The sequence below is a fragment of the Dapis brunnea BLCC-M229 genome, from assembly GCF_050015995.1.
Classification (GTDB): Bacteria; Cyanobacteriota; Cyanobacteriia; order Cyanobacteriales; family Microcoleaceae; genus Trichodesmium.
The window spans coordinates 34,284-56,628 of sequence record NZ_JBNHEP010000001.1 but is presented as its reverse complement, the minus strand read 5'-3'; the positions used below and the strand labels follow the sequence as shown (position 1 = coordinate 56,628).

16 protein-coding genes are annotated in these 22,345 nt (G+C 34.8%); 4 read left to right on the top strand and 12 right to left on the bottom strand.

The features are described from left to right. The first annotated feature begins 47 nt into the window (after positions 1 to 47). Positions 48 to 662: a hypothetical protein gene (locus ACP6PM_RS00225; protein ID WP_426580745.1), complete on the top strand. Its 615-nt coding sequence runs from the start codon at positions 48 to 50 to the stop codon at positions 660 to 662. A gap of 111 nt (positions 663 to 773) precedes the next feature. Here ACP6PM_RS00225 and ACP6PM_RS00220 read toward each other — a convergent pair whose 3' ends face one another. From ACP6PM_RS00220 to grrP, 6 genes are all read right to left on the bottom strand, one after another. Next, entirely contained in the window at positions 774 to 1,706 is a 933-nt protein-coding gene (locus tag ACP6PM_RS00220) for a PrsW family intramembrane metalloprotease (protein ID WP_426580743.1), read from the bottom strand. A 531-nt stretch (positions 1,707 to 2,237) separates the two neighbouring features. After that, complete coding sequence (gene grrM, locus ACP6PM_RS00215; protein ID WP_426580741.1) at positions 2,238 to 3,434, bottom strand: cyclophane-forming radical SAM/SPASM peptide maturase GrrM/OscB; 1,197 nt, start codon at positions 3,432 to 3,434, stop codon at positions 2,238 to 2,240. Between the two features lie 338 nt (positions 3,435 to 3,772). Continuing rightward, complete coding sequence (gene grrA / locus ACP6PM_RS00210; RefSeq protein ID WP_426580739.1) at positions 3,773 to 4,222, bottom strand: GrrA/OscA1 family cyclophane-containing rSAM-modified RiPP; 450 nt, start codon at positions 4,220 to 4,222, stop codon at positions 3,773 to 3,775. Positions 4,223 to 4,266: 44 nt separating this feature from the next. Then, a complete protein-coding gene (gene grrA / locus ACP6PM_RS00205; RefSeq protein ID WP_426580737.1) occupies positions 4,267 to 4,662 on the bottom strand; it encodes a GrrA/OscA1 family cyclophane-containing rSAM-modified RiPP in 396 nt (131 codons plus the stop codon). Between the two features lie 273 nt (positions 4,663 to 4,935). Further along, positions 4,936 to 5,106 carry a hypothetical protein gene (locus ACP6PM_RS00200; protein ID WP_426580735.1) on the bottom strand — a complete coding sequence of 57 codons (171 nt, stop codon included), beginning with the start codon at positions 5,104 to 5,106 and terminating at the stop codon, positions 4,936 to 4,938. 28 nt (positions 5,107 to 5,134) lie between these two features. Beyond that, positions 5,135 to 6,049: an extracellular substrate binding-like orphan protein GrrP gene (gene grrP, locus ACP6PM_RS00195; protein ID WP_426580733.1), complete on the bottom strand. Its 915-nt coding sequence runs from the start codon at positions 6,047 to 6,049 to the stop codon at positions 5,135 to 5,137. A 1,934-nt stretch (positions 6,050 to 7,983) separates the two neighbouring features. Between grrP and ACP6PM_RS00190 the strand changes: the two genes are divergently transcribed. Together ACP6PM_RS00190 and ACP6PM_RS00185 are read left to right on the top strand one after the other, a co-directional pair. Next, a complete protein-coding gene (locus tag ACP6PM_RS00190) occupies positions 7,984 to 8,508 on the top strand; it encodes a ferric reductase-like transmembrane domain-containing protein (RefSeq protein ID WP_426580731.1) in 525 nt (174 codons plus the stop codon). Positions 8,509 to 8,811: 303 nt separating this feature from the next. Further along, positions 8,812 to 10,236 (top strand): WD40 repeat domain-containing protein, encoded by a 1,425-nt coding sequence (locus ACP6PM_RS00185; RefSeq protein ID WP_426580729.1) that lies wholly within the window; start codon positions 8,812 to 8,814, stop codon positions 10,234 to 10,236. Positions 10,237 to 10,640: 404 nt separating this feature from the next. Here the strand turns inward: ACP6PM_RS00185 and ACP6PM_RS00180 are convergent, their stop codons facing one another. The 4 genes from ACP6PM_RS00180 to ACP6PM_RS00165 all read right to left on the bottom strand — a co-directional run bounded on the left by ACP6PM_RS00180 (position 10,641) and on the right by ACP6PM_RS00165 (position 16,084). Continuing rightward, positions 10,641 to 11,237 (bottom strand): hypothetical protein, encoded by a 597-nt coding sequence (locus ACP6PM_RS00180; protein WP_426580727.1) that lies wholly within the window; start codon positions 11,235 to 11,237, stop codon positions 10,641 to 10,643. 326 nt (positions 11,238 to 11,563) lie between these two features. Continuing rightward, on the bottom strand, positions 11,564 to 12,094 hold the full coding sequence (locus ACP6PM_RS00175) for a dihydrofolate reductase family protein (RefSeq protein ID WP_426580725.1): 531 nt from the start codon (positions 12,092 to 12,094) through the stop codon (positions 11,564 to 11,566). A 374-nt stretch (positions 12,095 to 12,468) separates the two neighbouring features. Continuing rightward, complete coding sequence (locus ACP6PM_RS00170; protein ID WP_426580723.1) at positions 12,469 to 14,226, bottom strand: NAD+ synthase; 1,758 nt, start codon at positions 14,224 to 14,226, stop codon at positions 12,469 to 12,471. A 1,258-nt stretch (positions 14,227 to 15,484) separates the two neighbouring features. Next, positions 15,485 to 16,084 carry a ribonuclease III domain-containing protein gene (locus ACP6PM_RS00165; RefSeq protein WP_426580721.1) on the bottom strand — a complete coding sequence of 200 codons (600 nt, stop codon included), beginning with the start codon at positions 16,082 to 16,084 and terminating at the stop codon, positions 15,485 to 15,487. Positions 16,085 to 16,906: 822 nt separating this feature from the next. On the opposite strand from ACP6PM_RS00165, the gene fghA reads away from it, so the two are divergent. Next, positions 16,907 to 17,755 carry an S-formylglutathione hydrolase gene (fghA, locus tag ACP6PM_RS00160; RefSeq protein ID WP_426580719.1) on the top strand — a complete coding sequence of 283 codons (849 nt, stop codon included), beginning with the start codon at positions 16,907 to 16,909 and terminating at the stop codon, positions 17,753 to 17,755. A 626-nt stretch (positions 17,756 to 18,381) separates the two neighbouring features. Here the strand turns inward: fghA and cysH are convergent. Further along, on the bottom strand, positions 18,382 to 19,185 hold the full coding sequence (gene cysH / locus ACP6PM_RS00155) for a phosphoadenosine phosphosulfate reductase (RefSeq protein WP_426580717.1): 804 nt from the start codon (positions 19,183 to 19,185) through the stop codon (positions 18,382 to 18,384). A 1,238-nt stretch (positions 19,186 to 20,423) separates the two neighbouring features. After that, the gene (locus ACP6PM_RS00150; RefSeq protein WP_426580716.1) at positions 20,424 to 22,157 is read right to left on the bottom strand and encodes an Rqc2 family fibronectin-binding protein; all 1,734 of its coding nucleotides are present in this window, start codon (positions 22,155 to 22,157) and stop codon (positions 20,424 to 20,426) included. Between the last annotated feature and the right edge of the window lie 188 nt (positions 22,158 to 22,345).

Genomic DNA, 22,345 nt, shown 5'->3' with positions numbered 1-22,345 from the left:
TTGAAAAAACCACATCAGCATTTAAACCACGAAAATAGGAGACTAAGATGAAATCAATACTAGCATGGGTAATTTCAGTATTACTGGTATTTACCTGTATCGGTATAAAACTAAGTATCGCTGCTGCTCAAGAACAGGTCATCGTCATCGAAAATGATATAGATGATGATGGTGATTGGACTGTCAGCTCAGATCAACACTTCAAAGTTGATGGGCAGAGTGGTTGCAAAGCTACTGCTGGCTCAGAAACACTAGGAATGGCTAATAGTTTCCCTAAATATGGAGGAAAAGCCTTTGTTAATTTTGATTTTGCTTTAGTTCCTGGAGACTACGCTGTAACTATTAATGTCTGCAACTTTGAGAAGCCAATCGATGAGAACGGAGTACCAGCACGTCTTGCTGATGCTGATTATATTGGCCTGACCGTGGGAGGAGATAAGGAAAATCCTGGTACATTACTGACCACTGCTATTAAAACATCTAGTTCAAAGCCTCGCGTTGAATGGACAGAAATAAAGCAATGGTCTTTTAACTATACTTTTGCAGACAACGATCCTAACTTGGGGTCTAAGATTGGCTTTTTAATAGATTTGCCTGTGACAGGTGAGTTCTTAAATATGAGTTTTGACAACCTCAAGATTGAGATAACTCCTAAAGCCTAAAAGTTAACAGTCACTTAGAAAAGCGATCGCTCTAACTTCCTTGAGTAGGGTGATCTTTTTTCTTAATTTTCCAATTTCTTAATTTTCCAAAACCTTTTTTGTGCCTCTTATCTAAAGTTTGATCGGCACTTTTGATATTTCTTTTGCCTTTAAAATTGCTGAAACAAAAAACGCATAGGAAACTGCACCTACTGTCGCTAAAATTATCAAACTATCTCCTGTAGAATTCCACAAAGCGTGTAACAAAGAGGAAGTTAGATAACCAACACCTAAAATTCTCCATCGATCCTGGGGATAAATCACACTTAAACCAATAAAATAGCCAAAGTAGCCACTGTAGGCCATGTGGCCAGCAATTGAACCCAAAATCCGAGGTATGAGTAGTTGTAATCCTGCTAAATAGCCTACTCCTAATCCTAAAAGACCCTCTCCTAATAACTCTGTGACATTTTCTACGATTCCCGGTACATATTGACCCAAGGTTTCAAACATTGTAAAGCCAACGCCGGAAGCAGTACCAATTAAAATTCCGTCTAAAGGTTCCCAGACTCCCACTTCTTCTCTGCGGGGACTTCGTAATCTTTGTCCAAGCCACATACAGCCAAACACTGGTAGTGCTTTCAGCAATTCTTCCATTAATCCTGCCCCAAAAAACATTTTGATAAATAAAACTGGGAAGGTTAACTGTTCCAAATTATCTGAGACATTACCAGGCAAAATACCACGAAATACAATAATAAATAGAAGCAAAATCGGACTGGCTAAAATTACACAAGTAGCAAAACCGGAGCCAAATAATACCCACCAAGGTTTAGGTTTATCGCACAAATGGTAAACAAAATAGAAAGCTGCACCAGAAATATAAGTTGCTATTAGCCATTCATATAATTCTGGTATTCCCACGGAAACGAACATTAAAACTACAAAAACTACTGTGACAATGCCGGGTATTAGGTAACCTTCTTTCACTAAATATTTTTGCATTGAAGTAATAGGAATAAGTTCGGCTTTGCCTGGTTTAGAATTGGGAATTATATTTTTCATAGATTGGTTTAAAGATGAATAAAATACTTAGGTGGTAGGTTTTATAACAATTTGATAAATTTTTGCTACAGTGGCTTTGTTATTAGGAGTTATACCATTTCACAGAATTCATAATTCATAATTCATAATTCATAATTCATAATTCAGAAGTTAGATTGGATAGGCTAAAAACTTTGACAAGAGAAAGGTTTGAGGCAATTATTTGACATTTAAAGTTTGAAACTATTTGTGACATTTTTAAAGTGAATTGGTATTAGGAGTCAGGAGGTAAGAATTTATAATATTTATTTTTTCTGATAGTACAACTGTTTCATTTTTGATCTAAACTTTTATTTTAACCATAAAAAATTGTTTTTTATGCCAACGGGATAATGTGATTTGTCCCCCCTACGTCGGTAGCGAATTTACCAACAGTTTTGTCATCATTTTACTGTAACTATCTATCTGTAGTATGAATTTGGTATTATAATCTCAGTCAATAGTAATTATTACCAACTAGCATCAATGATTGGTAAATAGTATTTTTAAATATTATCCGGAAATACCTAAAGAATTTTCTAACTCATCTAATACTAGGTCAGTAATTACTTTAATCCGATATTTACAAGCGGTGGTTTCTGTGGAATTAAATGTGCCATTTTCCCAATATTTATTACTGCCTGCTCCTCCACCACAAACACCAAAATATTGACAATTTTGCTGACATTTTTCCACTCCGGCAGTCATGTCTTGATAAATTTTCTGAAATTTTTCTGTCTGGATAACTGACTCAAATGTATCTTGTAAAACGTTACCTAAAATAAAGTCTCCATAACTTTCTGTTTTTACAGATAATAATTCTGGATCGAAGGTAGAAAAATTACCCTGATTATCAATACTGACAATTACAAAAGGTTTATTCATGTCGGTATTTTCTAGGCGCTCATCATCATAAATTAAATTACAAATTGACTCAAATTCACGGACTTTAAATTCACCTTCTGTTTTAGCTGTCAAATCCCAAAATCTTTTAATAAAATCTCGGTAACGTTTTTCTATACCTAATTTATCTAAAGATGAAGACTGATGAACTCCTTCTGTTTCTTCCATATTAAATCCAACATCAGTAATGCTATTTTCCCAGAAAAAGTTAAATATTTCATCAGGATAATCTAAAGAATCTTCAGTAATAACAGCAATTACACTCAAATCAATCTCATTTTTTTGTAAATAAGAAATACCGCGCATTGTGCTGGCATGACTACCTAAACCTGTACGAGTTTTACGATGAATATTATGGATAAAATCTGGTCCGTCTATACTCACTCCAACATGAACAGGATGTTGTTTAAAAAAATCACACCACGCTTGATTAATTAATGTACCGTTGGTTTGAAAAGAATGCCATGTTTTGCAAGGTTGAGTATTATATTTTTTGTCGGCTTGATTAATAATTTCAAAGGCAGACTCATAAAAGGAAGTTGGTACAGCTAGAGGTTCTCCAGCGTGCCAACAAACTGTAAAATCACAACCTAAAAAACTACTGGTATAAATTATTTGAAAAATTGGTTCGATTAAATTTAGAGATAATCTATTTTTTAGTTGACGATGGGGAAGATAACAATAATCACAGTCAAGATTGCAGAAAGAGGTAGGTTGAATTACAACTAAAGAAATCGGACCAAATTTGCAGTAGTCAATATCGGGATTAAGTTCTGTAGTAGTAGGATTAAATTGAATGGTGTTCATTTTTTTTATACTAACTAAATTAAAATCAGAATTATTAAAATTATGAGAAATAACGATCAGCTTTTCTATATTCAATCCAAAAACTCTGGATCAACTTTTATTTTTACCTGTTATCTTTTGGCTCAAACATTGAATTTTAAGATAAATTCTATAACCTTAAAATATCTACGAGAGAAATAAAAAAAGCTGACAATTGATAACTAATAACTCAAATGACAGCTTGTGGCTGAGTGCTATAGCACTACGCAAATAGGACGCGGACATTTATAAATGCTCAAACTCATTCACAGATTACTTTTGACTGTTGACTTGCGCGTAGCACTATAATTGCTATGAAATTATCGACGATAATTATAAAAGCCACCAGCATCACGCCAACCATTGCGCCAGGGGTTTACATTAGCAAAACTACCTCCTCTACCATCAACCCAACCACCACGACGACCATTAACCCACCCACCACGACGACCATCACCCCACCTTGGTCTACTAATATTTACCCAACCTCTACCTTTTCTACCATTTTTCCAACCACTACGACCAATATTTACCCAACCTCTACCTTTTTTACCATCACGCCAACCAATGGCAAGGCGATCTGGTTCAATATTTGATGTTTCTTGAACTTGTTCTTCTTTTTGTCTAATAGTTTGTGTAATTCTATTCATCCGATTTTCAACTGTTGGCTGAAGTGGGTAATTTTCTGTAGCATTAGCTATGGGAATATTCAGTGCAGATAAAGCCAATAAAAAACTAACCCAACTACTTTTTGTATAAATTTTTATCATATTTATTTTCCTAGAAATTTTGCCTAAAAACTACATCTAAATTATTATCGGCGGTTGTAAAAACCACCACGATCGCTCCAACCATTACGCCAGGGGTTGGCATTAACAAAACTACCTCCTCTACCATCAATCCAACCACCACGATTACCATTAATCCAACCTCTATTTTTACCATTACCCCAACCTCTACGACCTCTACCATTAATCCAACCTCTACCTTTTTTACCATCACCCCAACCAATGGCAAGGCGATTTGGTTCAAGATTTTGTATGTTTTGAAGTTGTTCTTCTTTTTGTTTAAGAGTTGCCGTAATTCTATTTATGCGATTTTCAACTGTTGGTTGAAGTGAATTATTTTCTGTGGCATTAGCTGTGGGAATATTTAGGGTAGATAAAGCAAGTAAAAATCCTAACCAACTACTTTTTTTATAAATTTTCATTACATTTTTTCCTGTAAAAACTGAATTTAATTTTCATCTACGATAATTAGAAAAATTGTTGCCATTGCTCCAACTTACACCGGGACGAGAGTTATTAAAGCCACCAGAATAGTTATAAAAACCACCCAAATCACTCCAACCATTGCGCCAAGGATTTACATTAGTAAAACTACCGCCATGACCATCTTTCCAATTAACACGATTACCATTAACCCAATTTCGATTTCTACCATCACCCCAACCTAATGCTATAGGGTCTGGTTCGACATTTGATTAATTTTGAAGTTGTTCTTCTTTTTGTCTAATAGTTTGTGTAATTCTATTTATGCAGTTTTCAAATGTTGGCTGAAGTGAGATATTTTCTATAGCATTAGCTATGGGAATATTCAGTGTATATAAAGCAAGTAAAAAGCCTACCCAACTACTTTTTGTAGAAAGTTTCACCAAGTTTTCTCCTGAAATTCAAATAGAATTATTTAGTAATAGCGTTAGACTCAGTTTGGTCAAGAGGAACTTGTTCTTTAGTAATCATAACATTTTCAAAAAATTTACTGATAATTGTCGGGTCTATATTGATGATTCCTTCCGGACCAAACCACTGATTAACCATTTCTTCAAAACGATTTTCTCCTACTAGGTAGCCTTGCATCATTTTGATAATTGAATAGTTAACTAAATTGAGGAAAGTAGAATTATTTTCAGCAACCATACAAGCTACTCCGTATCTTGCATAAGGTTGTTCTGGTACAAGTTTATAAGAATCCTTACCTAGCTCTTCTCTAATTGCATAAAGAATAACAGTATCTCCTGCTAGAGCATCAACTTTTCCTTGTTCTAAAGCATTTAATCCTTCTTCAACACTGTTAACACTTACCAAATTAGCTTGGGGTTGAATTGTTTTTATTGTTGCTGCTCCAGGATTATTTGGTGCAGTACCAATACGTTTGTTAGCTAAAGATTCTGGAGATGCTAGATTACTTTCAGAATTTACTAATAAACGGATACCTGAAACAGCATAGCTAGTAGAAAAATCTACAAATCTATCTCTTTCCCAAGTAAATGATGTATCACAAGCAATATCAAATTCTCCACTTCTAAGTTTAGGAATTCGTTCTGAAATTTTTTCTTCTATCACAACTTGAATAATAATATCTTTACCAAGTCGTTGCTCTAATTCTTCTTGAACAAGATTGAGCAAATCGATTGAATAACCGACTAATTCCCCTTCTTCATTAATGTAAGAATATGGTATTAAATCGCTTCTGGTACTGATAGTCAAAACTCCTGTTCTGGCTACTTTTTCCATAACTGTTTCAGCCCTAGCAGGAACTGTAGAAAAAATTGTTACGATTAGACTGATAATTCCAATTAATTTTTGTCCGATCATATTTTTTATTTCTGAATAATTCTATAATAATTAATAAAAATATATTATACCATTTAGTAAAATTCAAGCTATTATAAATCTTTACTAATGGAGGCTTTTAGGGACTCATTTGTAACAAATATTTATCAAATCAATCCTAAATTCTACCATTTTTTACTCATTTAATATTTTGTGATATAATTAAATATTATGTAATAAAACAAAAGCAGGGCGATCGCCAGATAGATAAACGTCAAAAAGTAGTCCTGTAGATGTAGTGATTTATTGAGGGAGTAGGGAACAGATAGTAGGAAACAGGGAACACTTAACAAGGAATAGGGAACAGAAAATACTGCAAATTCCCTCCTTTTAAAGGAAGTATTTCCTGGTCTACTTGATTTTTTCAAAAAATCACTACTTGTAAACCACTACTTGTACACCACTACTGGACTGTTTGATCTTAAATGTTGCTTTAGGAAAATGCTGTAATCTATCTATAGCAAGAATTTAGTTCGAAAAGCTAATGCACTATTTTAGGTGAAACAGTCCACTACCCATAAAAAAAGGTGGATTAATCCTCTGGTTGAATGACGACTCCCAGGTTGCAATCCCCAGTAAAAGTCTACTATAATTGGAATTACGACTATTAGAAGGTTGGTCGCTACCAAATGACCCCTGGTGAAACTCGGTGAGATTCCGACAGACAACAGACAGAGATGAGATTTCCCTTTGCTCGACGGCTGTTTGCGCAGCATTCCCCAGGAAAAGGAAGCAGACAGCTAAAGCAAAGCAGTAATTTATTGCTCCAATACCGACACAGTAAAACCACTCGGAAAACTACCTCAAAAAATGGTGAGAGAAAAACCAGCTAGATTAATATCTACCCAAGCAGTCTAGGAGTATGTTGAGAGGCTGAAAGCATAAGCTGATTTATCCCTTTTGTGGTAGATAAACTATAGAATTCAGGGTGTTTTAACCTGTGAAGATGTCAAATAGTTGCTTGGTATTCATGGAGAAGACAGAGCCAAGATTCTTTTTCCAGATCCACCAACACTACTATGTAAATATAATTAGACAAGCAAAATTAATAGTATATTTGATGACTAGGTTAAGTAGGTAGGCAAAATTATTTTTAGACCTACTTCTCAAGTACACAACTATATTTTTTACTCCCTGTTCCCTACCTCCTCTCTGAGAAAGGGAAGTTGCAGAGACTCTGTTCCCTACTGACAAATATTAAATTAATTTTGCACAGGTACTTGACCTTGATTAAAATTATTTGCTTCCAGTTTGACAAATTGCATAACGTCTGAAAACTCAGAAATATATCAGTTTAGACAACAAAACAAACTCTTAGCTGAAAATTATCAGGAGTTAGGTAATGGCTAAAATTGATGGGTACATCCCAAAGCAATTTGACAGTAGTAAACAAGTAGTAATTTTTAACTTTATCTCCAGACAATGAAAAGTATTTACTGATAAATATTGCTACTTCTATGTAATTACTCTGAAATTAAGACTTACACAACCGTGTCACTTCAGGGAATGAAAATATCAACTGAACGTCTAAGTATCCTGAATCAAACTTAGAGATTATTTATCTGTTTAATTTTATCCTCAGTAATGATCCGGAATTAAGGTTCTATATTTCGTAAATATATACAAGAAGTAATAAGTTTCAGAATCTTTACACTGCTATTAGTTTCTGGATAATTATTGAATTTAGTCATCAATAACTAGCATCAAAAATATAAATTTTTCCCCAAATTTTCAAGTAATATCTTCTAGATTAGACGTAATAATTGAGCCTAGTAATTCCACTGATTTAAGTCATAAAAAAAGATCTTAATTTGAGCGTACAGTAATTAGAGAAAAATAACTACTGTAAGTAGTTATATGAATGAGAAAAAAAATTATCGGTTAAAGAAAATTTAGTAACTAAAGGAGAGACTATTTTGGATACAGCACCAGTTGCAAACTACTTAGGTTTATTGGCATTAGTATGCTATATCATAACTTTACTACCCACAATTCTCAGAATTGTTTTTCCCAGCACAAAAAAGACGGAAATTCCTAAATTGTTACTGAAGTATCGTCGTCAAATAGGTGTAATTGCTTTTCTATTTGCCCTTGGTCATGGAGTTTTGCTAGTTCTCAAGAGAAACTTTGATTTTTTTGATATTCAAACATATTGGATATATGTACAAGGAGTTGTGACTTTCATTATTTTTACACTACTAACAATCACTTCTAATGATTGGAGTATTAAAAAAATGAAAAAAAATTGGAAGAAATTACATGAACTGACTTATTTAGCAATGTTTCTCTTAGTTTGGCACGTCATAGATAAAATGTGGGGTCATTGGAGCTATCTTACCCCATTAGCAATGCTGGGAATCACAGGTATAACAGTTTTATTTATTATTAGAAAATTTCTAGAGCGCAGAAAAAAATTGGCAAAAACTAAGGGTACAAGTTAGATAGATATTCATTAATGGATCATGGATAATGGATAATTACTTCTGGTTAAAACCCTAAGGGAATTGAATATAAGAAAATCTTACTAATTGATAATGAACAATAAATAATGAAAACGCTATCTAATGATCAATTATTAATTATTAATTATTAGGATAGGCTTTAAACCGAATTGATTAATTATCAATTATCCATTGGTAAACAGTAATCTGATTTTTTTAATTAGTCAAAACTAAAGGGTGCAAATTAAATTAATAGTAAAAAGTAATCTGAAATTTTTCGAACAACTAATAATTAATGGTATAATGGCAGGATTCAAATTTATGCTCGCTCAACCCAACCGTTGGAAATATTCTACAGTCATAGCAGCAACTACTTTAGCAACTATTAGCGGACTGTGGTCGTGGCGATCGCTATCAACATCAACTAATAAATATATTCGGACATCAGAACAAAAAATTCTACCCTCTCTGACTCTTTCAGGACATCAAGCATGGGTATATGCAGTTACCATTAGTGCTGATGGAAAAACTCTAGCAAGCAGTAGCTATGATGGTAAAATTAAGATTTGGAATTTAACTAATGGTAAATTAGTTCGTACTATCAATGCTCATTCAGATGCGATCGAATCTCTTGTTATGAGTCCTGATGGAAAAATTATTGCTAGTGGTAGTTGGGATAACCGCATTAAACTTTGGGATCTCAGAAATGGAAATCTCATTCAGACTCTTGAAGGTCATACCGATGATGTGAAAGCTATAGCAATGAGTCCTGATGGTCAGACTCTGGCAAGTGGTAGTTATGATGGTATGATGAAGGTATGGAATCTCAAAACTGGTTCTGTTAAGATGACAATTCAACATCCAGAACCTATAAATGCTCTAGCTTTCAGTCCTGATGGCAAAATGCTTGCTAGCGCGTGTAAAAAAGGTCAAATCAAAACCTGGCAATTGAATACAGGTAAAAAACTCCACTCCTTTGCAGCACATACAAACACAATTTGGGCGATCGCTTTTAGTCCTGATGGCAAAATGCTTGCTAGTGGGAGTCAAGACCAGAAAGTTAAGTTATGGCAGATAGAAAAAGGTCAACTTTTATCTACTTTAGAAGGACATGACAAAGCAGTTTTATCTGTTGCTTTTAGTCCTGATAGTAAAACTCTAGCTAGTAGTAGTTACGACAGAAAAATTCATCTGTGGGAGGTGAATACAGAAGAGTTACTGAAAACGTTTACGAATCATTCTAAAGCTGTTTGGTCTTTAAAGTTTAACCCAAATGGTGAAACTCTTGCCAGTGGCAGTGCTGATGGTACTATTAAATTGTGGCCTGTATCAAGTTTGAGTGATAAACAGTTACAGAATGCTACTCTCCCATCTGTTGTTAAGAAAGAAGCAGATATAGCTGTAATCTCGGAGATTACTGATAGAGTTAGGTTAGAGGAGTTAAACCAAAAGTTATATGACCAAATTGACCAAAGTTGGCAACAGACTCCAAGTTGGTATGAGGATTTACTATTTCAGATGAAAGTTGATGTTGATGGTGTCATTATCAGTTTAGAACCGATGAATCAACCTGCTAGAGATTATGTTCAACAAACTCCTTTACCAAAATTGTTAGATAGTGCTAATTCTGAAGTTACGAGTCAGAAAAAGTCTTTTGGAATATTCCGGGTAGTGATGACACCAACAGGGGTACTTGAAGTTAGTCCTTGGAGCGGTTGGTTGCAGTAGATTCGTAGGTAAGAGGAGTCAGGAGTTAGAATGACAATAGGGGAGGGTTTTGAGGAGAACATCGTGCTGATGTCAAAGATGTTGCTAAACCCGCCCCATGATGATTACCCGTCCCGAAAGATATGTGTGGGTTTATTTAATTTCTGGGGAAATATCAATGTTTTTGATAGAACCAGCCCCCTATTTAATCATGTCTGGTTATCGTAGTTAATTAAAGCTCGTAGTAGGGCTTGAGCAATATCTATCTATTATTGGGCTAGAGCAATACTACAAACCAAAGACGCCTATCCTGGACAGGGCGGGTTTATTTAACTTATCGGTCAATGTCAATGTTTTTGGTTGAACCTGTCCCTACTTTCTTCTTTCATTCTGACTCCTGACTCCTGATTTCTGTGACAGAATATCTAGCTAACTAAACTAATTAAAATACCGAATATTTTCGATAAATTATTTATAGAATATTCTTCTAAATCTACAATTATAGTTTCAGATTCTAGCTCTAAAAATTGCCAAACTGTTCCTGTGGTAACAACACCATAAATTTTATTAATATTATTACCTTTTCTTTGATTAAAAATTTGAGCAGCTAGCATTTCTGCAATACATTGAGAAAAACCAGATTTCAGATTATCGTTTTTTGCTTCTACTAAGGCAACAACCGGTGCTTCGATGACAAGTTGTCTTGTGGAACGACTAATAATAAAATCACAAAAACCGTTTAAACCTTGGTGGGGATTAACGTTAAATTCTATTCCTGAAAAAATGCTAATTTGATGATTTAGTTGTTTCTTTATTTCTACTAAAATCGGGGCAACAATTAATTCGGAACGGGCTTTTTCTGAACCTATAGCAACTGCTAAAGGTATATAGTCTTTGAAAAGTTCTTGTAGTATTTTACTAGGTACAACTTCAGGTAAGTTGTTGAATTTACCCTGAATTTCGACTAGGTTTAGATTAAAGTTTGTTAGTAGTTCATCTAAGTTAAATTTACTATAAGGCATTTATTAATATTCCTTTTGCAATCTAGCTAAAAATATGCTTAGTAATTAGGGCTTACCGATCAAATATAAAAGCGCTGACAGATAAAGATTTGAGTTTTTTTAGGTCGAAAAAAGTGTCTGGTTTTCAGTTGATTTCGCTCAAAAAGTTAGCATAAAAGACAGGGGAGATAGCAGAAAAATCAAGGGACTTTCATATCCGACTATTTCCTCTATAATTCCTCGTTTCTCCTAACTACTCTGTACGGACGTTGCATAACAAAAATGCGAACGTCCCTACCCACTCTCCTACTCCTTAAAAAGATTTTTTCAGCAAACCCTAATTACTTTTATCTATCTCGTATATAGTGGCTTTTGACCAGAGTATTATTGTATATCTCCGTTTTTTTGTGCTTGAACTGAAGATGTTGTTCTAGTTTACCAAATAAAGGAAATCCTTTTCCTAGAAGAATTGGAACGCGAGTAATAATCATTTCATCAATAAGGTCTTTTTGAAGAAAACTTTGTATTACTCTACCTCCATCAATGTATAAATTTTGATATCCTTTTTGATTCAATTGAATGATTAGTCTCTTTATATCCCCACTAACAATTTCAGCTTTACCAACAATGCTTTCTGGAAGCTTGGTGAGACTATTACTTAATACAAAAACAGGTTTATCATAAACCCATTGCTCAAAAGTTAAAACCTTTGAGAAGGTTTTTCTTCCCATCACTACAGCATCCATATTATTCATAAATTCAGCAAATCCATAATCGCTTTTTTCGGGGTTTGGTAATTCTTCTAGCCAATCTAATTCCCCATTACTTGTAGCTATAAATCCATCTAAGCTTGTTGCTATATAGACATAGTTTGCCATCTCATTCTCTGAGTTTAATACCAATTTCATAAAATATTGCTACAGTCACGATACAGGGAACATATAACAGAGAATAGTGAAAGAAAAACATAATAAAAAATCTTTTCCCAACCTCGTAGGGACGTTGCATAACAAGAATGCGTTTCATGTCGCGCTCGCTATAAGTTTCATGTCGGCTCTTAGCCGAAAACGTCCCTACATTGTGGTTAATGAATGTTACTTGATATTATCCATAAATTCATATAATATAACTTTTAATTTCTGAAAATTTACCGAAACATTAAGGTATAAAGTCTCTCCATTCATGGAGAAAAAAGAAAAAAGAAAAAAAATCATTTTAGCCCAATCCTATCGGTTATCAGAAAAGGTAATTATTAATTATTAATTGTTAATTTCTTAGCAATAGGCATCCGCCAACCTGTGCCAAAAGCTCGCTCGCTAATCTTCAGCCCCGGAGGTGCTTGTCTACGTTTAAATTCTGCCCGCATGACTAATTTTACTACTTTATTTACTACTTCTGAATCATGTCCTGCTGCTATAATTTCGTCTAAGGATTCGCAGTTTTCTACTAAGCGAAATAAGATCTCATCTAATACTTCGTAAGCAGGTAAGGAATCTTGGTCTTTTTGATCTTCTTTTAATTCAGCACTTGGAGCTTTAGTTATAATATTTTCGGGAATAATATTTTGCTTTTGAGTAATTAGTAAATTTTCGGCTCCATAGAATTTTTTATTGCTATTAACTGCCTGTTCATTCAACCAACGACACAGAGAATAAACGCGAGTTTTTGGCACATCTGAAATTACAGCTAATCCACCATTCATATCACCATAAAGTGTGCAATAACCAACTGCCATTTCTGACTTATTGCCTGTAGATAATAGTAAATGACCAAACTTATTAGAAATAGCCATTAATAAATTTCCACGAATTCGAGATTGAATATTTTCTTCAGCAATGCCAAAATTTGTATCTGCAAATAAATCTGCCAAACTATTATCATAACCTTTCATTAAATCCCCAATAGATATAATTTGTTTAGGAATACCCAAATTTTCTACTAAAGCATCAGCATCTTTCACAGAATGCTCCGAACTGTAGGGAGAAGGCATTAAAATAACAAAAACATTTTCCTTTCCTAATGCAGCAGTAGCGATCGCTGCGACTAAAGCAGAATCTATTCCTCCACTTAAACCCAGGACAACTTTGGAAAAACCACACTTCCGCACATAATCTTTTACGCCTAAAACTAAAGCAGACCAAATTTCTTCATCTTCGCTTTCTGGCAGATTTATACTTTCAAAATTCACTGAGATTAAATCTTTTTTTGCCGAATTAAATTCTACAACTGCCAAATTTGTCTCAAAAGGTTTAGCACGATAAATAACATTCCCAGCAGAATTAAAAACCACACTACAACCATCAAAAATTAAATCGTCATTCCCACCTACTTGATTGACATAAATAATTGGTATTTGATAACGATTAGTACTATGTTCTAACATTGCTTCTCGCAATTTTTGTTTCCTAACTCGATAGGGAGAAGCTGACATATTAATCACAAAATCAACCTGTTGCTCGGCTAATTCTTTCATGGGGTCGCAAGTATAATTTCGCTTTCCCCAAAATTCTGCATCATTCCACAAATCTTCGCAGATAGTTACGCCTACTTTAACTGAAGATTCTGAGCTTTCGGGAGAAGTGTCTAATGTGAAAAAATCGCTACTTTTACCAGGCTCAAAATATCGGTCTTCGTCAAAGACATCATAAGTAGGTAAAAGCCGTTTATGAAATATTTGTTTGACTTTTCCATTGGCTAATAAAGCTGCACTATTAAATAATGATTTTTCTCCATTTTGAGCAGCTTGAGAATTAAAAATTACAGTTCCTACTAAAACAGCTATTTCTGATGGTAAATCTTGAGCTAACTTTTCTAATTCCACACCAGCAGCTTCAATCAAACTAGGATAAATTAATAAATCTCGTGGCGGATAACCTATCAATGATAATTCTGGAGTTATCATCAACTTAGCATCTAAAATTTGTGCTTTTTTGGCAGCTTCTAAAATTAATTTAGCATTGCCGGAAATATCACCAATAATAGGGTTAAGTTGAGCGATCGCTATTTTCATAATTTTTACATTATTAGAGATTGTGTGTACAATAAATATAACAAACGGGACAGGCAAAGTTGCCAATCTTGATGATATTTGACAAACAACAAATATTATTTCTGTTACTAAATCTTCTGATTAGAGTAATAATGGATCAAAAAATAATTGCATTATGGTCTACTCCTCGCTCCAGATCCACAGCTTTTGGGTGGATGGTTAAGCAAAGAGGTGATTTTTTGGTACTTTACGAACCTTGTGTTGTAACTTTTTCAAGAAGGCAGAAGCATAAAAATAATTTTTCACAGGGATGCACGGATTATTTTTGTAGGTTGGCTTGAGGTAACAAAACCTAACATTGTCAACTCAAAATTTCCAAGTTCAAACTCAAAAATTAAAAGATAATATTTGTAGGTTGGGTTGAGGTAACAAAACCCAACATTGTCAACTTAGAAGGGTTTTTTTATGGGTAGACCACACTCGTTCCATGGAAAGTACTGACAACGTTTTTATTTTGACTATCTGCTTCATCTATCTGAAAAGCACTATAAAATTTCCAAGTTTCAAGTCGAAAATTAGATAATATTTGTAGGTTGGGTTGAGGTAACAAAACCCAACATTGTCAACTTAGAAGGGTTTTTTTATGGGTAGACCACACTCGTTCCATGGAAAGTACTGACAACGTTTTTATTTTGACTATCTGCTTCATCTATCTGAAAAGCACTATAAAATTTCCAAGTTTCAAGTCGAAAATTAGATAATATTTGTAGGTTGGGTTCAGGCAAAAAAACCTAATACTGTCAACTCAAAAGTTCCAAGTTCAAACTCAAAAATTGAAAGATAATATTTGTAGGTTGGGTTCAGGCAAAAAAACCTAATACTGTCAACTCAAAAATTCAAATTCAAGATTATAGCTATAAGTATTCAGCACTCAGCAGTCAGCTTGAGTAAAAACTTTACAGGTAATAGATTTGAAGTTTTACAACAGTCAAACAAATATTTGCATAGTGCTATATAACAATCATATTTCAGTTGTAAGATTTTAGTCGTAATTAGAACTTAGAACTCAGGAGTCAGAATATAAAAAGATTTTGATTGCTCTTAATTGTTCTTAAATATCTATCAAAATCATTCCTGATTGCCACAGTATTTTTAGGTTGTGGATTGAAGCAATGTATCAAGATACCGTAGAGTTTTTCTTGGATTGCGCTGCCGCTTTTCATGTCGGCGACAGCCAAAACCCAACCTACAACTAAAACTACAATCAACAATAATTTGATTAACATTCAAGCAAGGGATTATTTTTTCTATATAAACTCTTTGGATTTAATAAAGGTAATTTTAAAACCTCAATCCAATCTATCAGTTGAAAATCTGTTTCTAAATCTGAATCATCTTTAAATGCAGCAGTCAAAATATGATTAACTGCTTTGGCAATACAATATTCAACTAACCAATCATAAGTCCGTTCTAAATCTCGGTCAAACTCCAAATAAATTGCACCTATTAGAGCTTCAAACATTTGAGCTAAAATTTTATTCTGCTCACTTTTATGCTTCCATTTATAACTTTTTCCCAATAAAGAAAACTCCCTCAACTTTAAATCTCTAGCAAATTCAGACAGCATATTTCTACTGACAAGATCGCTTTCTATAACAGTCAGAGTTGCCTTACCTAAACTAGAAAAATTGTCTGATAAATAGTTACTAACAATTCGACAAAAAACAACATAGCCCAAGTTGGCCAAACCCTGATGCTCTAGAGCCTGTTGTTTTTGTTCTGGCCTAATAATATTAGTCCCATCATAAATGTGATTTGGATGAGTTAGAGCAATCTCCAAAAGTTCAGGATGTTGAAATTGGGGGATGGCTATACTCACTTTTTTTACAGCCTCAATATTTAAGCCCATAATATTATCCAATTCTCCATAAAAATGGTAATTTAATTAATCATTACTACAATCTCCTAGCAGATAATTACAGAATAGTTAATTATTTAATAAGATTTGTCTCAAAAAAGTCTGAGAGATTGTTTTTAAAGTAAATCTAAAAAAGGGGATATGGATAATGGATAATGGATAATGGATAATGGATAATGGATAATGGATAATGGATAATTACCTCTCCCTTTTAGGGAGAGGATTGAGTAAAAGGAAAAAAATAAATTTCTCTTGGTTGATTGGATATTGTTAGGTCACCTATCTATCCCATCCTACGGACTGCTCCGCAAACAACCGCTGTCTTGGTCGATTGGATATGCCGAGGAGACCTCGGCATCCCATCCTGACGGACTGCTCCGCAAACGACCGCTTTTTTCCCTATCCAAGGAGAAGCTAACAAAGCTGAATTATTTAATTATTTAATTATTAATTATTCGGTAAAAATATAAATAATTAACATTAAATTAGCTCAAATTAGCAAAAAGATTCCATGGGCTTGTGTTAATTAATTAATAACTGAAGTTTTACCTAAGTCTAGTATTAATTCATGGGAATTGGTATAATATCAAATCTGTTTAATTACACATACAATCTAATCATCTACAGGGTTATGCACGAAGTGTGTAGGTAGTTGAGTGCTAAATTCCTGAAAAGAGTAGAATGTATTGATTTAGTATCTTCTACTGTAGGGGCGATTCGCGAATCGCCCCTAGGGCTACTGACTACTAACTACTGACTACTGACTACTAACTAAAATGACTTATGTCTACAAAAATTAACCTGGTTAAACAACATCAATGCTTTGGTGGCAAAGTCAGCTATTATTTCCACTCATCTTCCACCTGTAATATTGAGATGCGTTTCTCAATTTATCAACCACCGCAAGCCAAATCAAAACCCCTACCAATCCTTTATTTTCTGTCTGGTTTAACCTGTACTGAAGAGAATTTTATGGTTAAAGCAGGAGCGCAACAATTTGCTAATAAATATGGATTAATTTTAATTGCACCAGATACAAGCCCACGTAATACTGGTATTGCTGGAGAGAATGATGATTGGGATTTAGGTACAGGTGCAGGATTCTATATTAATGCCACTGCAGAACCGTGGAAAAAATATTATCAAATGTATAGTTATGTAGTCGAAGAATTACCAGAAATTATTGCTAGAAATTTTCTAGTACAACCAGATAAGCAAAGTATTTTCGGTCACTCGATGGGAGGTCATGGAGCATTAATTTGTGCTTTAAAAAATCCTGAAAAATATCAATCTGTTTCGGCTTTTGCTCCAATTGCAGCACCTATGAGTTGCCCTTGGGGTCAAAAAGCTTTTACCAATTATTTAGGTACAAACCAAGAAAATTGGCGTAATTATGATGCTAGTGAATTAGTTTTAACTTCTGATTATAATCATCCTATTTTAATTGATGTAGGAACTGCCGATCCTTTTTTAGCTCAAAAGCAATTACTCCCAGAAGTCTTTGAAAATACCTGTCAAAAAGTTGGCTTACCACTAACTTTAAGAATGCAAGAAAATTACGATCATAGCTATTATTTCATTGCATCTTTTATCGAAGAGCATATTCGTTATCATGCTGAAGCTTTGAAATAAATAAAGACTTTAGCCAGGCAGTAATTGAAAAAGATTCTATTCTAGATTTTAGGTATGATACCAAGCGTGAAAAAATAATTTTACGAATAATAAAGCCTATCAAAAGACTTTACAGAAGATGTATATTTGACTAATAAGATAAGATAAGTGATGAACTAAGAAATGGTATCAAAGCTATTCATTCTGACTACTGAATCATAAAAAATCCCCTAACTATTTGTAGCAAATATTTATTAAATTGGTGTTAGGTTTTAGATTGCATTTAATGTGGATTTAAGCAAAAAAAGGTATTGTAGTCAGGAGTCAGAAGTTAGGATAAATGGGTATCTAAGAAAAAGAGAAGAATTGTCTGAGATTTTTTAGCTCTTCCACAAAAAAATTCTCACATTTTGAGCGACAGGGGCTAAAAGCTTAAAATTTTTTTCCGAAAAAATTCTTCAGCCTTTATCTGTAAAATGCTTTTAAAACCTAACACCTCACACCTTTGGAACCTAGCAACGATAATCTGACGCCAAGGCATCATGTAAAAATAAGTTCTACAAATTTTATCTGAAATAGGTTGTTAAATCTAGCTTCCATCAAAAAAACTCTAATGGTTATTCTCACACGACTCCTAATCAAATTAATTACAATGAACTAGAATCAAGACTTTGAGCTTCAGCCTGTGTTTGAGGCAAATGTAGCCCACACTCCTGCTTAAGGCCATGAAAGCGGGTATCACGTTCATCTGTATCATCAGCAGTCAGAGGCCGACTAGAATGCCAATCTCCCACAGTAGTGTATCCCAAATCGAAAAATGGATGATAAGGTAAATCGTGAGCAGTCAAATATTGATAAATATCCCGTGCATTCCAACCAAGTATTGGTAGAATCTTGTATATACCCGACTGTTTACCAATTCGAGCTAAACCTTGACGGTGCTTGGTTTGGTCTCCCCTTAACCCAGCCAACCAACCAGTCGCCCTAAGCTCTTTCAATGCTCGTTGCATAGGTTCTACCTTGCGTATTTGGTCATAGCGGTTGAGAGCATCAACATCTTTTTCATTCCAAAGTCGGCCATATAAAGCTTCCATCCGAGCTGGACTAATAGGGGACTGATATACTTTCAGATTAAGTTTAAGTCGTTCTGTCAACTCTTCAGCAAATCTATAGGTTTCAGCTGGCAAGTATCCTGTATCAACCCAGACAACAGGAATATTAGGCGCAATACTTGTAACTAGATGCAACATAACAGCAGCCTGGATACCAAAACTGGTACTCATAATCAGACCTTCCCCAAAAGTTTCATATCCCCACTTCACCAAAGTATGAGCATCTGCTTGGCCAAGCTCCTGGTTGACAGCCTCAAGATTCAGTTCTGGTAGATATCTGTAATTTTGATGATTGTATTGTTTGTGTTCTTGAAGTGCAATTGGACTATTATGTAACATAAGTTATTACCAATAAAATTCTCGGTATAGGGGTTTATAATTTATCATACGTTACTAACAACCCTTGAATGAGATATAATTGATACTATTTCGGTCTTTATTGATACTATTTTTTCTCTACAGATGATATCGTGTTACAAAAAGCTTTTTTTGTGGTATAATAAATAAATAGAGTTTGCGGAAAAAGTCTTTTGATAAGAGTAGGAGTCAGGATAAATAGGAATTATAGAGGAGGTAGTCAGAAGAATTATCCCTTGATTTTTCTGCCCTTGTCTGCCCAAAATGCTAACTTTTTTAGCTTTTTCGACCCAAAAAGGTACTTGCCTCGATCTGTCAATGCTTTGATAGTTAATCAGCCAGCCCTAAATAAAAAATAAAGACCAGTTTAGGAAAACTGGCCTAGGTCTTAAAATATTCCGTTGTTACTTCTGTGAGATTAACCTTTAGCTACGCATTCCCAAGTTCGCAGCGTTTAGCGGGTTATAGGTCTCACTTTGTTGTATGTACTTATTGTAACAAACTATTGAGAAATTTATTAAAAAAAATTTAACAGCCTTTTCTTGACGGAGACGCTGCGTGAACTGCTGGAAGTCGGGAAGACCGAGGATAAACTCAGGAGAATTTTTTTTTCTTGAGAATCTGCCTCCTGGCCAGAAGTATTATGGGGGAAAACATCTCTACAGTCACTCCCTATGTCTGCAAGAATTCGTGAAAACCAAAGAATTATTTTAGAAGATTTGAATATATCTTTCATGGTTAAAAAGCGACGCTAGCCCACGACGGCGATAGTCGCAAGGGAACGCTTGCCAAGAAATCGTAAATTATCTAGAAGTATTAGTGATTTAGGATGGAGAAAATTTACGACTTTTTTGGAACGAAAAGCAGAAAAATATGGTCGTAATTTCAGAGTAATTAATCGTTAGGAACCAACATCTCGAACTTCTTCGTATTTTGGGTTTAAAGGTGGTAAGTTAGACCTTTCACTTAGATAGTGGGAATGTCTTAACTATGGTGCAAAACACGACCGTGATGAAAATGCAGCAATAAATATATTAGTCGCGGGTGTGCAGTCTGAGACAAAAAACAGATGTGGCCGCCAGCGTAAGACTAGCGTCAAGTTTCGCTGCGCTACATGAAAAGCAGTAGCCAATGAAATGTTAAGCCACCGAGGAAGCTCACGCTCGGTAGGAATATCCGCACCTTGAGGCTGAGGAGGATGTTAACACACCCACAAGAAATCACTTCTGTGTGATGTGGACTTCAGCACTTTGTGGCTTGCCCCACAAAACCTGCTCCTGTTTATAAACAACCATGCCAGGTTTGGCTCCCTTGGGTTTATAAACAAACTTAGGTTTGGTATAAATCACTGGAACTACTTCACTTTGACGAGCACGACTATAAAAGGCACTCATATCTGCAACAAACTGGAGGTCAACTTCATCAGGTATTGCACCAGCATCCAGTCGTAACAAAACATGACTGCCAGGAATCTCCTGAGTATGAAACCATAAATCATAATCTCCCGCAACTCTAAAAGTCAACAGGTCATTTTGACGGTTATTACGACCTACCAATAATTCCAACCCACCAGGAGTTTGGTAACGATAAAATTCTGTATCTTTTCTATTATCTTGGTGATGATGTTCTGGGGCGTTAAGATAACCTTGTTGAATCAGCTCATCCCGAATTTCCTCCAAAGTCTGTAAATCTTCTGGACTTCGGTAACTATCTAACTGAGACAAAAAAGTGTTTATTTGTTCCAAATAATCAATTTCTGCTTGAACTTCTGCCAAAAGTGGCTCAACTGCTATACGTGCCCTTTTCAACTTTTGGTGCTTTTTATAAATACTTTGGGCATTCTGCACAGCATTTTTTTCTGGGTCTAACTTGATGACCACAGCTTCCCCTGTTTCAAAGTCCGCAAGGGAGATATTTTTCATCCCCGATCGCCATTCTTGAAGATTGGCCATAAGTAGATCGGCTTGCGATCGCAACAACTCTGCCCCATCGGACTGCTTTAAACGATCAGTAAAAGTATCGGCCTTTAGCTGTAACTTAGACGTAATACTATTAAGTTTTTGACTAATTTGATGATGTAGTTGACGAAACTCTTGCTGATTAAGCTGTTGAGTATAATAGCTATTTACTAATTCACCGACAGTATTAACATATTCTATTGCTCCCCAACCTGTTACACTGTACCCTGTAGATGTCCAACTAGGATAAAAATCCAATTTTTCCAAAATTCCCAGCCATTTTTGCCAAAGTAGAAATAATTTCTCCCAGTCTAAAGAAGTCAGGTCATCTGTAGATTTTTGCAAGTCTAGACCAGCAGTTTCAATCATTGGTTGTACTAAAGCCTTGCTCAAACCACGATAATTTTTAATTACATTTCGCCATAATGAACCAGGAATTAAACTAATTCGTTCTTGCCATTGCTGTTGAGTTTCTTGGAGGTTAGGAATAGGATTAGTTAGAGATGGTGGAAGTTCATAAGGTTGACCAGTTTGAATTTGACGAAGACTAGACTGTTGACTATTAACTTGATGGGCACAAGTAACAACTAAATTATCAGCAGTGGTAAGAATAACATTACTATATTTAGTCATAACTTCTACATAAAGATGCCAGAGAGGAGCTTCTCCAGGACGTTTAGCAAATTGAAAATCCAAAACTCTTTCCCAAGGTGAAACTTCAGCAATATCTATTAAAGCTAACCCACCTAACTGATGTTTGAGTTGTTGACTAAAGGTAAATGTATCAGGAATGCGAGGCGGAGGGTCGCTAATACAGATACGGGCAGCTTGAGGATGCCAAGAAATATCCAGCCAACCTCGTTTCTTGATGGTTCGGAGGGCTATGGCAATGGTAAAGCGATCGCGCTGATATACTTGTTCTAACCTGGCCGGCAGCCATTGGGCGCGGAGTTCAGAACACGAAGCCATAAGAGTTGTATAATCAACAGGTTGCACGGTCAGTTTAGAATCAAAATTTCCAAGTTAAACGTCCAAAATTGTCCAAATCTAAATTTAGTTTCTCAATTTTTGATAAATAGGAATAATTGTCTAATTATATTTGTTTTTAAACTTTAAGCATAGCCTATAAAAACTATAGCGCTATAGATTTAGCTTTGAGATTTACCAATCTCAAAACTTAGTCA